The sequence below is a fragment of the Streptomyces sp. NPDC127084 genome (assembly GCF_042724175.1).
In the GTDB taxonomy this organism is placed as follows: domain Bacteria; phylum Actinomycetota; class Actinomycetes; order Streptomycetales; family Streptomycetaceae; genus Streptomyces.
The window spans coordinates 1-14,630 of record NZ_JBHXFA010000165.1; the positions used below are offsets into that span (position 1 = coordinate 1).

At 70.0% G+C, this 14,630-nt stretch carries 11 protein-coding genes; 6 read left to right on the forward strand and 5 right to left on the reverse strand.

What is annotated here, in order from left to right:
• Nucleotides 1-96 precede the first annotated feature (96 nt).
• The 4 genes from ACFWI9_RS28480 to ACFWI9_RS28495 form a co-directional block, all read right to left on the reverse strand.
• Nucleotides 97-711 carry a DUF2567 domain-containing protein gene (locus tag ACFWI9_RS28480; RefSeq protein ID WP_387166331.1) on the reverse strand — a complete coding sequence of 205 codons (615 nt, stop codon included), beginning with the start codon at nt 709-711 and terminating at the stop codon, nt 97-99.
• A 59-nt stretch (nt 712-770) separates the two neighbouring features.
• Entirely contained in the window at nt 771-1,601 is an 831-nt protein-coding gene (locus ACFWI9_RS28485) for an ABC transporter permease (protein WP_387166333.1), read from the reverse strand.
• A gap of 91 nt (nt 1,602-1,692) precedes the next feature.
• On the reverse strand, nt 1,693-2,658 hold the full coding sequence (locus ACFWI9_RS28490) for an ABC transporter ATP-binding protein (protein WP_387166351.1): 966 nt from the start codon (nt 2,656-2,658) through the stop codon (nt 1,693-1,695).
• A gap of 46 nt (nt 2,659-2,704) precedes the next feature.
• Nucleotides 2,705-3,988, reverse strand: a complete 1,284-nt coding sequence (locus ACFWI9_RS28495) for an NYN domain-containing protein (protein WP_387166335.1) — start codon at nt 3,986-3,988, stop codon at nt 2,705-2,707.
• A gap of 225 nt (nt 3,989-4,213) precedes the next feature.
• On the opposite strand from ACFWI9_RS28495, the gene ACFWI9_RS28500 reads away from it, so the two are divergent.
• A complete protein-coding gene (locus ACFWI9_RS28500; protein WP_387166337.1) occupies nt 4,214-4,387 on the forward strand; it encodes a hypothetical protein in 174 nt (57 codons plus the stop codon).
• Nucleotides 4,388-4,498: 111 nt separating this feature from the next.
• On the opposite strand, the gene dnaE is transcribed toward ACFWI9_RS28500, so the two are convergent.
• A complete protein-coding gene (dnaE, locus tag ACFWI9_RS28505) occupies nt 4,499-8,038 on the reverse strand; it encodes a DNA polymerase III subunit alpha (protein ID WP_387166339.1) in 3,540 nt (1,179 codons plus the stop codon).
• A 210-nt stretch (nt 8,039-8,248) separates the two neighbouring features.
• Between dnaE and ACFWI9_RS28510 the strand changes: the two genes are divergently transcribed.
• The 5 genes from ACFWI9_RS28510 (at nt 8,249) to ACFWI9_RS28530 (ending at nt 14,537) form a co-directional block, all read left to right on the forward strand.
• Nucleotides 8,249-9,577 (forward strand): DUF2252 domain-containing protein, encoded by a 1,329-nt coding sequence (locus tag ACFWI9_RS28510; protein WP_387166341.1) that lies wholly within the window; start codon nt 8,249-8,251, stop codon nt 9,575-9,577.
• Nucleotides 9,578-9,713: 136 nt separating this feature from the next.
• The gene (locus tag ACFWI9_RS28515) at nt 9,714-10,397 is read left to right on the forward strand and encodes a hypothetical protein (RefSeq protein ID WP_387166343.1); all 684 of its coding nucleotides are present in this window, start codon (nt 9,714-9,716) and stop codon (nt 10,395-10,397) included.
• Nucleotides 10,398-10,462: 65 nt separating this feature from the next.
• Nucleotides 10,463-11,275 (forward strand): thioredoxin domain-containing protein, encoded by an 813-nt coding sequence (locus ACFWI9_RS28520; RefSeq protein WP_387166345.1) that lies wholly within the window; start codon nt 10,463-10,465, stop codon nt 11,273-11,275.
• 86 nt (nt 11,276-11,361) lie between these two features.
• Nucleotides 11,362-13,023 (forward strand): alkaline phosphatase D family protein, encoded by a 1,662-nt coding sequence (locus ACFWI9_RS28525; protein ID WP_387166347.1) that lies wholly within the window; start codon nt 11,362-11,364, stop codon nt 13,021-13,023.
• Nucleotides 13,024-13,064: 41 nt separating this feature from the next.
• A complete protein-coding gene (locus ACFWI9_RS28530; RefSeq protein ID WP_387166349.1) occupies nt 13,065-14,537 on the forward strand; it encodes a protein kinase in 1,473 nt (490 codons plus the stop codon).
• Nucleotides 14,538-14,630 lie beyond the last annotated feature (93 nt).

The window sequence follows — 14,630 nt, forward strand, 5'->3', positions numbered from 1 at the left end:
CTAGACAGCTCCACTCCACAACCGGAGGCCTTCGTCGTCAGCCAGATTCAGACCGTGTCGTCGCACAAACTCGACCAACCTGCCTGGGCAGTACAGCTAGGTCAGCGGGGGCCACTGCGCGTCCGGTTCCGGGTCGCGGGGGCCGAAGAGGGCGGTCAGGGCCAGGTGGACCAGCATGGCGGCGAAGGGCCAGGCCAGCAGGGCCGCGGGGGATTGCAGTTCCAAGGGGGCGTCGAAGCGGACTCCCTCGCCGACCGCGCGGGCGTGGGCGGCGATGTCGTGTTCCGGGCCGAACCAGTAGCCGAGGAGCCAGGCGAGGCCCGAGGCCAGCAGTCCGCCCAGTGCGAGGGAGAGGACGATCGCGACTCCGCCACGGCGGTAGAGCCAGAAGACCAGCGCGGCGGTGAGCGCGCCGAAGCCGAGGGCCAGCAAGGTGAAGGTGGCGTCGGCGCCCGCTGCCTGCTCGCCCTCGGTGTCGGCGACGAACACCGCGTTGGCGGTGGCCACCAGGCCGACCCGGGGGGCCAGCCACAGCCACAGCAGGCCGAGGCCGACACCGGACAGCACCACCGCCGGCAGGATGATCAAGGCGGCTCGCAGCTCGCTCCACATGCCCTGTCCCTCTCCGTACCCGTGCGAGACGGGCTGGGCGTACCAGGTCGCGTCGTGCGGGGGCGGGGGCTGATGCGGTGGAGTCAGGGGTGCGGTCACCAGGACATCGTGCCAAACGTCCCTGAGCGGCGCCTCACCGGCCGTCGCCCCGGTCGTCCTCAGCGGACGGCAGCCCTCCGGTACGCCCAGGTCGCCACACACAGCGAGACCACGCCGACCACCGCGCAGACCGCGAGGTCCAAGGCCACGGTGGGCCAGTGCGGGTGGGCGTCGAAGGTACGTGCCAGGGCCTCGACCCCGTAAGTCGACGGCAGCAGGTCGCGGGCGTACGCGAGAAGCCCGGGCAGCCGTCCGGCCGGGAGCACCCCCAGCAGCAGGGCGGCGGACATACCGAGCTGGCCCAGCAGGGTGGCCAGCTCCTGGCGGGGCGCGAGCAGCCCGAGGGCCGCGCCGAGGCCGGCGAGTGCGGCGCCGGCGAGGGGGATCACGGCGGCCAGCACCCAGAGATGGGTGAGCGGCAGTCCGAACAGCACCGAGCCGATGGCGGCCGTCACGATCGTGCCGGGCACCGTGAACGAGGCGTACGCTCCGGCCGCGCCCAGCACCACCGCGGCGGGCGGCACGGGCAGTGTGGCGTAGTGGTCGAGGCCCCCGCCGGCCCTGAGCTGGCCGAAGTACTGGGCGAGCAGGTTGAGTGCGACGAAGGCGACCACCAGCACGGACGAACCGGCGACCACGGCCCGTGCCTCGTCCCCGCCGTCCACGACGCCCCGCATCAGGACCATGATCCCGACGGACTGGAAGGTGGCGACGAACAGCAGCGGAATCCGCGCGACCCTGGCGCGGGAGAGCTGGGCCCGGTACACGGCGGCCAGGGCGGGCAGCAGCCGGGCACGTGGCGCGAGTGGTGCGGCGGCGGGGGCGGTGTGGGTCGCGGTCCGCTCGCCCCGCACGTTCGCGGACACGGCCTCCGCGGGCACGATGCTCACCTGGCGCTGCTCCTGTCTGATACGTACGGGCCTGATCCTCGGCCATCTGGGCCTCGGCCTACTGTGCCACGGGTGACGCGGTGCGCCTGGGTCATGCCTTCACCAGGCCTTTCGCCGTGTGGCCGCCGAGTGCCAGATACACGTCCTCAAGGCTGGGGGTGGTCAGCGTGAAGTCGTCCAAAGCGGCGAACGCCTCGCCACCGGTCACCGCGGCCACGGCCGCTCGCGCCTCCTCAGGGGCGAGGCGCAGCAGCCAGCGGCGGCCCGATTCCTGGGCGGACCCCCGCAGCGCGGCGACTTCCGGCACCTCCAGGGGCGGTCGCTCACGCCACACCAGCTCCAGCCGTACCTCTCCGGCCACGCGCTCCTTGAGCCCGGCCGGGGTATCGCAGGCGATCACCCGGCCGCGGTCGAGCACGGCGACGCGATCCAGCACCGTCTCGGCCTCGATGACGTTGTGGGTGACCAGGAGGACCGTCGTGCCGTGCTCGGCCCGGCGCCGGTCGACCGCGGCCCAGACGGCGCGCCGGGCGACGGGGTCCATTCCGGTGGTGGGCTCGTCCAGGACCAGCACGGGCCTCTCCCCCACGAGCGCCGCCGCGAAGCAGGCGAGCCGGCGCTGCCCGCCGGACAGCTTCTTCAGGGGACGCCCGGCGAGCGGGGTCAGCCCCAGTTCACCGAGTACGGCGTCGCGCTCGGCCCGTGCCTGGCGAACGCCGAGTCCGCGCAGCCGTCCGGTGGTCTCGGCGGCGAGCGCCACGGTCAGTTCGTCCAGCGCGGTGGACTCCTGGCCGAGGTAGCCCATGAGCCGTGCGGCTCGCTCGGGATGCCGCACCAGATCGTGGCCCAGTATCTCGACCGCGCCGGAGTCCGGGCGCATCAGGCCGGTGAGCTGGCGCACCAGCGTCGACTTGCCCGCGCCGTTGGGTCCGAGCAGCCCGAAGATCTCCCCTGCCCGCACCGTCAGCGAGATTCCGTCGTTGGCGCGCACTTCGGGGGTGGCGGGGGTCCCGCGCCGGGCGCGCGCGGCCGGGTACGTCTTGACCAGTTCCCGCACCACGCACACCGTACTCACGAGGGACGAGCCTAAGGGGTGGCGGGAACTATTCCCGCGCCGGGGCGCCTTCCGCCGCGGCCCGGACGTCGATCTCACGCCAGAATCCTGCCCGGATCGCATAGCGGTCGTGCTCGTCGATCTGGTCGTCCTTGTGGGCGAGCAGCCCGAAGCGGGCGGCGTACCGAAGCAGTTCGCCGTCGATGCGGTGCGGGATACGGGGGTACATGCTGGACAGCTTCTGTACATGGGCCGGGTCGGGGAGCCGCTCCATCCAGCGGCGCGCGAACACCTGTCCGACCTCGTAGGGATCGCCTCCGACCGTGGTGATGTCCTCCTCGCGGTCCGCCCAGCGCTGCTCGGCGCTGGTGAGCTGGGCGAGGGTGGGCAGGGACGCGGTCTCCGGCGGCTCGCCGAGAGTGCTGCCGCCGGGGCGCTCGATCCAGCCCTTGTCGGAGGACCAGCGGAGGGTGGCGCCGGTCTGGGTGGTCCGGTCCGCCGGTGCCGTGGGCCCGGAGGCCACCGGGCCGCGCAGCCCCGCGAGGTCCTTGGGGGTCGGTACGCCCTTGACTCCGGTACCGGGCTCCGCGACCGCCCCGTTCACGGCCCTGTCCGCCGCGGCGGACGAGCCGTTCCGCACCACCTCCGCGACCTGCGCGCGGCCGTCGTCCACCGCACCGCCCGCCGCCGCGAGCGCAGCCTCGGGCAGCGGCGCGGAGAGGATCGCGGCGATCTCGGGACGCGGCGCGGGAGGCGGGGCGCACACCCCGCCGAGGTCCTTGGCCCTTACCGCCTGGGTGATCCAGGTCCGGTCGAGTACGCGGCGCTCGTCGGCCTCGGCGACCAGGTCCTCGGACTGGTTGTAGTCGCCGTCGGCGGCCTGTACGGCCCAGAGGTGGACGGCGACTCCGTGTTCCTTCGCGGACATCAGTCCGGGCAGCAGATCGCCGTCACCGGTGACCAGCACGATGTCCGAGCAGGCACGGTTCCTCGCCAGTTCGGTGAGCTCGGCGTGCATGGCGGCGTCCACGCCCTTCTGCGCCCAACGGCCGTCGCTCCGGGTCAGGGCGCCCAGGCGGACGGTCACCCGGGGCATGACGCGCAGCCGCCGGTGCTCCGGTTGGGGGACTCGGTCGGGTGCACCGTCGAACCAGTAGATCCGCAGCAGCGGGCGTTCCGTGTCGGCCTCGGCGCGCTCGCGCAGACCGTGGATGAGCGCGGCATGGTCGACGGTGATGCGCGATCGGGCAGGTTCTCCGGCGAGGAGGCTCGCGGCGGCGCCCAGCAGATAACCGGCGTCCACCAGGACGACGCAGCGGTCCACGTGTTCCACCCTCTTTCGGGAACCTCGGGATCGGAAGGTGCTCGGGTGTGCTTCGAGTCTGCCCCAATGCCGGAGGGTTGACGTCCGGAACTGGATCATCGGCGTGGCGAATTGGTGAATGGGCGCCGAAACAAGGGCCGATTACCGAGGGCGATGTTCCGAAATGCGTCGTATGAACGGGTGTGTGAGGCTGAGGGCGGCCCAGCTTCTGGATCCCCCCATTGGAGGCACATCATGGCCAAGAACAAGAACCGAGAACGCAAGCAGCCGGCCGCGTCGAACGCCGAGCGGGGCGCACAGCAGGCCCGCTCCTCCTCGATGGAGGCTCAGGTCGAGCAGCGGGCGTCCCAGGTCGCGCCCACGGATATGGCGCACAAGGGCCGCCAGAAGCGCTTCGGCCACAACTGACGCCGACGCCTGACGGGCGCCCGGGCGCGTGAGACGCCTGGCAACGTCTGAGAACGTCTGAGGGGTGCACCCGATGAGACCGGGTGCACCCCTGAACGGTTCCCGGGGCCCTCAGCCCGCCAGGCAGGACGGACCCAGCAGCACCTTCAGGTCGCCGAAGAGCGCGGGATCCGGCTGCACCCGGTGCCGGTCGAGCCGGAGCACCGTGGTCTTGCGGGCGCCCAGCAGTTTGATCCGCACTTCGGTGTTGCCCTTGTGGTGGCCGAGGATCTCCCCGAGCCGGCTGATCATGGGCGGGGTGACCTTGACCGTGGGGATGGTGATCACCACCGGCGCGTTGGTGCCCGCGTTCGACAGGTCGGGGACCATCAGCTCCATCGCGACCAGCCGGGGCACGTCCTCGCGCTTGTCGAGCCGGCCTTTCACGAAGACGACCGTGTCCTCGACCAACTGGGTGGACACGAGCTGGTAGGTGGCCGGGAAGAACATGCACTCGATGGACCCGGCGAGGTCCTCCACGGTGGCGATGGCCCAGGCGTTGCCCTGCTTGGTCATCTTGCGCTGGAGGCCGGAGATGATGCCGCCGATGGTGACGACCGCTCCGTCCGCGTGCTCACCTCCGGTGAGCTGGGCGATCGCCGCGTCAGCCTTGTCACTGAGCACATGCTCGATCCCGAAGAGCGGATGGTCGGAGACATACAGTCCGAGCATCTCGCGCTCCTGCGCGAGCAGATAGGACTTCTCCCACTCGACGTCGGAGAACTCGACGTCGAGGCCGAAGCCGGGCTCGCTGCTGTCCGCCTCCCCCATGCCGCCGAAGAGGTCGAACTGCCCTTCGGCCTCCTTGCGCTTGACCGCGACCACGTTGTCGATCATCGGTTCGTGCTGGGCCACCAGCCCCTTGCGGGTGTGGCCCATCTCGTCGAAGGCGCCGGCCTTGATCAGGGACTCGACGGTCCGCTTGTTGCAGACGACCGCCTCGACCTTGTCGAGGAAGTCGGGGAAAGAGCTGTACTTCCCCTTGGCCTTACGGCACTTGATGATCGACTCGACCACGTTCTGCCCGACGTTCCGCACGGCCGTGAGGCCGAAGAGGATCACGTCGTCGCCCTGGGCGGCGAAGTTCGCCTCGGACTCGTTCACATTGGGCGGCAGCACCTTGATGCCCATGCGGCGGCACTCGTTCAGATAGACCGCCGACTTGTCCTTGTCGTCCTTGACCGAGGTGAGCAGGCCCGCCATGTACTCGGCGGGGTGGTTGGCCTTGAGATACGCGGTCCAGTACGAGACCAGCCCGTAGGCGGCGGAGTGGGCCTTGTTGAAGGCGTAGCCGGCGAAGGGGACCAGCACGTCCCACAGGGCCTGGATGGCCTGGTCGCTGTAGTCCTTCTTCCGGGCGCCCTCCTGGAAGAGGACGAAGTTCTTCGCCAGTTCCTCGGGCTTCTTCTTGCCCATCACGCGGCGGAGGATGTCGGCCTCGCCGAGCGAGTACCCGGCGATGATCTGGGCGGCCTTCTGCACCTGCTCCTGGTAGACGATCAGACCGTAGGTGACGTCCAGGACCTCCCGGAGCGGCTCCTCCAGCTCGGGGTGGATGGGGGTGATCTCCTGCTGGCCGTTCTTGCGCAGGGCGTAGTTGGTGTGCGAGTTCATGCCCATCGGGCCCGGCCGGTACAGGGCGGACACGGCGGAGATGTCTTCGAAGTTGTCGGGCTTCATCAGCCGCAGCAGCGAACGCATGGGGCCGCCGTCGAACTGGAAGACGCCGAGGGTGTCGCCGCGCTGGAGCAGCTCGAAGGTCTTGGGGTCGTCGAGCGGCAGGCTCAGCAGATCGATGTCGATCCCCTTGTTGGCCTTCACCATCTTGACGGCGTCGTCCATGATCGTGAGGTTGCGCAGGCCGAGGAAGTCCATCTTCAGCAGGCCGAGCGACTCACAGCTCGGATAGTCCCACTGGGTGATGGTGACGCCGTCGGTGTGCCTGACCCAGACCGGGACGTGCTCGGTGATGGTCTCGCTGGACATGATCACGCCCGCGGCGTGCACACCCATCTGCCGGACGAGGCCCTCCACACCGCGCGCGGTGTCGATGACCTTCTTCACATCCGGCTCGTTCTCGTACATCCCGCGGACCTCGCCCGCCTCCGAGTACCGGGGGTGGGAGGAGTCGGTGATGCCGGAGAGCGGGATGCCCTTGCCGAGGACGTCGGCGGGCATGGCCTTGGTGATCCGGTCGCCCATGGCGTACGGGTAGCCGAGGACGCGGGCGGAGTCCTTGATCGCGTTCTTGGCCTTGATGGTGCCGTAGGTGCCGATCATGGCGACCTTGTCGGCGCCGTACTTCTCCGTCACGTACCTGATCACCTCGACGCGCCTGCGCTCGTCGAAGTCGATGTCGACGTCGGGCATCGAGATGCGCTCGGGGTTGAGGAAGCGCTCGAAGATCAGTCCGTGCGGGATCGGGTCGAGGTCGGTGATGCCGAGGGCGTAGGCCACGATCGAGCCGGCCGCTGAGCCACGGCCGGGGCCGACCGCGATGCCCTGGTTCTTGGCCCACATGATGAAGTCGGCGACCACCAGGAAGTAGCCCGGGAAGCCCATCGAGATGATGGTGTCCATCTCGTACTCGACCTGCTTGAGGCGGTCCTCGGGGATACCGCCCGGGAAGCGCCGCTCCATGCCGCGCAAGGTCTCCTCGCGGAACCAGGAGACCTCGGTGTAGCCCTCGGGGATGTCGAACTTGGGCATCAGGTTCCGCTGCTGGAACATGCCGTCGGTGCTGACCTGCTCGGCGACCAGCAGGGTGTTGCGGCAGCCCTCCTGCCAGGCGTCCGACGAGTCGATGGCGTACATCTCGTCGGTCGACTTCAGGTAGTAGCCGGTGCCGTCGAACTTGAAGCGGTCCGGGTCGGAGAGGTTCTTGCCGGTCTGGATGCACAGCAGGGCGTCATGGGCGCCGGCCTCGTGCGCGTAGGTGTAGTGCGAGTCGTTGGTGACCAGCGGGGGGATGCCCAGTTCCTTGCCGATCTTCAGCAGATCGTCGCGGACCCGGCGCTCGATGTCGATGCCGTGGTCCATCAGCTCCAGGAAGTACCGCTCCTTGCCGAAGATGTCCTGGTACTCACCGGCCGCCTTGCGGGCTTCCTCGTACTGTCCGAGGCGCAGCCGGGTCTGGAGCTCGCCCGACGGGCAGCCGGTGGAGGCGATCAGGCCCTCGGACCACTGGGCGATGGTCTCCTTGTCCATCCGGGGCCACTTCTGGAGCCAGCCCTCGGCGTACGCGTCCGAGGACAGCCGGAAGAGGTTGTGCAGGCCCGTCGCGTTCGCCGCCCAGATCGTCTTGTGGGTGTAACCACCCGAACCGGAGACGTCGTCCTTCTTCTGGTGCGGCTGCCCCCACTGGATCTTGCGCTTGTTGCGCCGGGACTCGGGGGCCACATACGCCTCGATGCCGATGATCGGAGTGACCCCGGCCTTCTGCGCGCTGTGGAAGAACTCGTACGCTCCGTGCAGATTGCCGTGGTCGCTCATGGCGATATGCGTCATGCCCATCTCATTGCAGGCATTGAACATGTCCTTGAGCCGCGCCGCACCGTCCAGCAGGGAGTACTGGGTGTGGACGTGAAGGTGCGTGAAGGGCGGCTTGGTCACGGCGGAAGGCCTCCGGCGAACGGTAGGAGACAGGTCAGCGGGCGGCGTGCCTCCGCGGCTCCTGTCTGAGCGGACAGCCAGGAAGTCTACGGCTCCGCACTGACAATCGCGGGGCCTCGGGACTACCGTCATGCGTTGAGCGGGACGTACCCCCTGTCCCGGTTCATCATGTTTCTCACGCACTCCCCATGCACCAGGAGGCACCCAGCGATGTCGGTCCACCAGCCCACGGCCGGCGAGCGCGGCGAGCAGATCCTCGCCGTCTTCGACACTGCGTTCGGCGAGCTCCTGGCCGCCGACCCGGCCGCGTTCCGGGTGAAGTTCCGCAAGATGGCCGGCTCGGCCTTCGCCTTCTACCGCGGCACGGCGTGCCTGTTCTACTCCGACCTGGAGCGTGAGCAGAACAGCGGTCCCTACCTGGACGATCGCACCAGCCGGGTGTGGATCCACGGCGACCTCCACGCCGAGAACTTCGGCACGTACATGGACTCCAACGGGCGGCTGGTCTTCAACGTCAACGACTTCGACGAGGCCTATGTCGGACCGTTCACCTGGGACGTCAAGCGGCTCTCCGCCTCGCTGGCGCTGATCGGCTACACCAAGGCGCTCAGTGACGAGCAGATCTCCGAGCTGGTGCGGATCTACGCGGCCGCGTACCGCGAGCGCATCCGCGCGCTGGCCACGGGCGCCAAGAACGACGAGACCCCGCCGTTCACCCTGGACACGGCGGAGGGCCCGCTGCTCGGCGCGCTGCGCACCGCCCGCGCGCTGACCCGGTTCGGGCTGCTGGACTCGATGACCGAGATCCGGGAGTACGAGCGGCGCTTCAGTTCCGGCGGCGGCGCGATCGAGCTGGACGCGGCGACCCGCTACAAGGTGCTGGCGGCCTTCGACGGCTATCTGGAGACGCTGCCGGAGTCGAGCCTGGCGCGCCCCGACTCGTACCGGGTGAAGGACGTCGTGGGGCGGCGCGGAATCGGTATCGGCTCGGCCGGGCTGCCTTCGTACAACATCCTGCTGGAGGGCCACAGCGACGCCCTCGAGAACGATGTCGTGATCTACATGAAGCAGGGGCAGATCCCGGCGGTGTCCCGGCACATCACGGATGAGCGGGTGCGCGGCTACTTCCGGCACGAGGGGCACCGCACGGTGATCTCGCAGCGGGCGCTCCAGGACCACGCCGACCCCTGGCTGGGCTGGACCGAGCTGGACGGCGCGGGGCAGCTGGTCGCGGAGGTCTCACCGTACGCGGTGGACCTCGACTGGTCGGACATCGACGATCCGGCGGAGATCTCGGCGACGGTCGCGGACCTGGGCCGGGCCACGGCCACGATGCACGGGGTGGCGGACGACGAGAGCGGCCACTCCCTGGTGCCGTTCTCCACGGAGCGCTCCATCGACGCGGCGATCGCCGCGGACGAGGACGGCTTCGGGGACCTGCTGGTGGATTTCGCGCACAGCTACGGCGCGCGGGCCAGGGCGGACCACCAGATCTTCGTGGACCTGTTCCGCAACGGGCGGATTCCGGGGCTCCGGTGACACCCGGGGCTCCGGGAACGCCTCCGGGGTTCCGGTGACACCCGGGGCTCCGGGAGCAACCGGGTATCGCACCGAAAAACGACCTGAGCTGCGCTTAAGGGCTGTTTACAGCACCTCATGGCACACTCACTGGTCGATGGACGTATCAGGGAACCGGCTCAGAGGGCTACGGGCAGCGATCTTCACGGCGGTGGTCGTGACGCTGTCCGTGGCCTCCCATGTGCTGCTCTCCCAGGCGCCGCTCCCCCTGGTCACCGTGGGTGCGGTCGCCGCGGGGGTGTTCCTGTTCGCCTACGCGCTGGCGGGACGTGAGCGCGCGTTCGGCCCGATCGCCGCGCTGCTGGTCCCGCTGGAGCTGGCCGCCGACACCGTGTTCACCACGGGCCAGCACGTCTGCTACGGCGCAGCGGGCGGCCCGGTCGCCGGTTCGCTCCGGGTGGTCGGTTTCGAGGTGCCTTGCGGTGGCGGGGTCGGCGCCCCGCTGCCTGGCGTGGCGTCGTCCCAGGCGCGGCTGGCCGCGCTGGTGGACACGCCCGATCCCGCCGTGCCGTGGCTGCTGCTGGCCGCACATACGGCCGTGGGCCTGATCGCCGCCGCCTGGCTGCGGCATGGCGAGGCGGCGCTCGCGGCTCTGCTGCGGGCGGTCGCGGCCTGCGCGTTCCGGCCGCTGCTGATCGCGGTGGCCACCGCCGGTCGCGGCACCCGCCGTCCGAGTCGTCCCGTGCGGGCCTGCGGCCGGCCGCGCTCCGGAATGGCCCTGCTGCTCGTTCACTCCGTGGGACGGAGGGGACCACCGCTCCAGACTCTCGCCCTCGTCTGAAGCGGCATATCCCAGCACTCCCGTCCAGAACACGCAGAGCATACGTTTACACGGAGAAACCACACATGAGCGCACGTAACAGCCAGGCCAACAAGGCAGCCGCCCGTGAGCGCCTCCGCGCGGAGCGCGAGCGCCAGGCCAAGAAGGACAAGATCAGGCGGCAGCTGATCGTCGCCGCGTCGGTCGTCGGCGTACTGGCGGCGGCGGGAGGCATCGCCGCCTTCGTCATGCAGCTGAACAAGCCCACGGCCTGGGAGGCGGCGAAGAGCGCCAAGGTCGTGCAGCCGAAGAACACCGAGGGCGAGAACGGCACGACCCTGGTGATCGGCAAGCCGACCGCCAAGAAGACCCTGGAGCTGTACGAGGACTCGCGCTGCCCGATCTGCGCCTCCTTCGAGCAGGGGGCCGGCGAGACCATGAAGAAGGACGTGGCGGCCGGCAAGTACAAGCTCAAGTACGTCGGTGCCACCTTCATCGACAACGCCGACAACGGTGAAGGCTCGAAGAACGCCCTGTCCGCGCTGGGCGCGGCGCTCAATGTGAGCCCCGAGGCCTTCCTGGAGTACAAGGGGGCGCTGTACTCCGCGAAGTTCCACCCCGATGAGCGCGACGACAAGTTCGCCGAGGACGACTACCTGATCAAGGTGGCGGACTCGGTGCCCGCGCTGAAGGGCAACGCCGGGTTCCAGAAGGCGGTCAAGGACGGCACCTACGACGCGTGGGCGCTGAAGATGTCCGCGACGTTCGACTCCAGCGGCGTCCAGGGCACCCCGACCCTGAAGATGGACGGCAAGAAGATCACCGCCGAGGGCAAGGACTACGCGCCGCAGACGGCCGCGGAGTACGAGGCCGCGATCGCCAAGGCCCTCAAGGGATAACAGCAGGGCACATTTTCCGGACGGGCAGACGAAAGTTCGGTCATTCGTCTGCCCGTTCGGTCTACTGATCAGTAGTCTGATCGGCCGTGACCAGACTGCTCCCCACAACTCCAAGCCGCCGCGCGGTCGTCAAGGCCGCCGCCGCCACCGCCGTGACCACCACCGCCGTCGCCGCGCCCGCGCTCGCCGCGGCCTCCAGCGCCCACGCCGACGACACGCAGGGCACCGCGTTCCTGCACGGTGTCGCCTCGGGTGACCCGCTCCCGGACGGTGTACTGCTGTGGACCCGCGTCACGCCGTCCCCGGACGCCGTGCCGGGTTCCGGCAAGGGCCCCGCCACCGAGGTGGACTGGGAGATCGCCGAGGACAAGGGATTCAGCCGGATCGCCGCCCGCGGCCGTGCCACCGCCACCGCGGCGAGCGACCACACCGTCAAGGTCGACGTGCGCGGGCTGCGCGCGTCCACCGTCTACTACTTCCGTTTCAGCTCCGGCGGCGCGGTCTCCACGACCGGCCGTACCCGCACCACCCCCGCCACCGACGCGAGCGCGTCCGGGGTGCGCTTCGGCGTGGTGTCCTGCGCCAACTGGGAGGCGGGCTACTTCGCTTCGTACCGCCACCTGGCCGCCCGCGCCGACCTGGACGCGGTGCTCCACCTCGGCGACTACATCTACGAGTACGGCACCGGCGGTTACCCGGAGGACAAGTACGTCATACGGCGGCACGAGCCCAAGCACGAGATCCTCAGCCTCGCCGACTACCGCACCCGGCACGGCAACTACAAGACCGACGCCGACCTCCAGTCGATGCACGCCGCCCACCCGCTCATCGCGATCTGGGACGACCACGAGATAGCCAACGACGCCTGGGCCGGTGGGGCCGAGAACCACACCCCGGGCGCCGAGGGCGACTATGCGGCCCGTGCCGCCGCGGCCAAGCAGGCGTACTTCGAGTGGATGCCGGTACGCGCCGCCACCGAGGGCACCGTCTACCGCAGGCTGCGCTTCGGCAAGCTGGCCGAACTGCACCTGCTGGACCTGCGGTCCTTCCGCTCCCAGCAGGTGTCGGTGGGGAACGGCAAGGTCGACGACCCCGAGCGAACCATCACCGGGCGCGCCCAGCTCGACTGGCTCAAGTCGGGCCTCGCGGCGTCCGACGCGACCTGGAAACTGGTCGGCACCTCGGTGATGATCTCGCCCGTCGCCTTCGGCTCCCTTCCGGCCCATCTGCTCGAACCGATCGCCAAGCTGCTCGGCCTGCCCACCGAGGGCCTGGCGATCAACGTGGACCAGTGGGACGGCTACACGGACGACCGCAAGGAGCTGCTGAAGCACCTGACGGACCGCGGCATCAAGAACACCGTCTTCCTCACCGGCGACATCCACATGGCCTGGGCCAACGACGTCCCGGTGAAGGCGGCGACGTACCCGCTGTCGCAGTCGGCCGCCACCGAGTTCGTGGTGACCTCGGTGACCTCGGACAACCTGGACGACTTGCTCCACGTCGCTCCGGGCACGCTCTCACTGGTCGCCCAGACCGCGATCAAGGCCGCCAACCGCCATGTGAAGTGGGTCGACATGGACCACCACGGCTACGGCGTGCTCGATGTGACCGCCGAGCGCTCGCAGATGGACTACTACACGCTCTCCGACCGGACCAAGCAGGACGCGACGGCGTCCTGGACCCGCTCGTACCGCACCCTGAACGGGACCCAGAAAGTCGAGAAGGTCAACCAACCCGTCCGGTGAACGGGGCGATTCCGCTTCCCCGGTTCCTCTAATCTGGCGCCATGAACGCGCCGGGGGATGTGATCGACGCGCGGTTCGAGCTGATCGAGCCGCTCGGCAGCGGAGGAATGGGCACGGTCTGGCGGGCTCGCGACACCGTGCTCCACCGCGAAGTGGCCCTGAAGGCGGTCAGATCCGAAGCGGGGGCATCCGCGGACGTGCGGGAGCGGGTGCTGCGTGAGGCCCGCGCCCTCGCCCGGATCAGTCACCCACACGTGGTGACCATCCATCACATCGTTGACGCGGAGCCGCATCCGTGGATCGTGATGGAGCTGGTGCTCGGAGGCTCACTGCAACAGCGCCTCGGCCGAGGCCCGATGGCCCCGGCCGAGGCCGCCCGCATCGGCCGCCAGGTGCTCTCCGGGCTGACCGCCGCCCATGCGGCGGGCATCCAGCACCGGGACGTCAAACCCGCCAATGTGCTGCTGCGGACAGGGGTTTCCGACGAATCGGGCACAGAGAGCGCGGCGCAGCCGGTCGCCGTGCTCACCGACTTCGGGATCGCGGCGCTGGAGGGCACGACCTCGCTGACGATGACGGGCGAGCTGGTCGGCTCTCCCGAGTACATCGCCCCGGAACGGGTCCGCGGTCATGACCGGGACAACCCCGCGTCCGATCTCTGGTCCCTGGGGCTGGTGTTGTACGTGTGCGTGGAAGGGATCAGCCCACTGCGCCGGGACTCCACCCTGGCGACCCTCGCAGCGGTACTCGACGACCCCGTACCGCCTGCGGCGCGCTCCGGGCCGCTGGCCCCGGTACTGGAGGCCCTGCTGGTACGGGATCCGGCCGCCCGGCCGACGGCCAGGGAACTGGACGCGATGCTGGCCCGGGTGGAGGCCGGAGGAGCACCGGAATGGTCCCGGCAGACGGTGACCGGACGAGTGCTCCCGGGGCCGGCGGCCGCGCCCCGTGCCGGGTCTCCCCACTCTCCACCTCCTCCCGCGCCTCACCTGCCTCCCGTGCCCACGCAACTGGACAGCCCGCGCCCCACGGTTCCCTCGGGCGCAGCGGAACCGGAGCGCCGCCGCACTCCCGTGGTGGTCGCCGTGATCGCGGTGGCCGTCGCGGTCACCGCCGCTACCGCGCTCGCGCTGACCCTGCGCGCCCAGGGGCCCGGCGCCAAGGGGGACGCCAAGAACCCGGCCGGAGTGACCTCGGCAGGCAGGGCGCCGTCGGCCCCGGCCTCGTCACCGGCGGTATCACCCGGGTCCTCCGCGTCACCCGTGCCTTCTTCGCTGTCCGCTCCGGCCGTCACGCCCACCCCCTCGCCCAGCCTGCCCGCCGTCAGCGCCCCTGCCACCCCGGCACAGAGCCCACCACCCCAGCCGTCGGGCCGCTGGATCGCCCAACTGTTCTCGGAACCCGTCGGCTCGGGTACGGCGGCCCGCGACCAGCGCCTCGCCGCCGTACGCGCCGACGTCCCGGAGGCCGAGGTGCTGCGGCCCGCCCACGAAGCGGAGCGGGGCCCCCGGTAATGGGTGGGGTAAGCACCCGGGCCCGTGACCACCGGGGCGGGCGCCCGGGCCCTGTTGGGGGGAAACCGGCCGTCCAACGGCCAAAACAGTGTA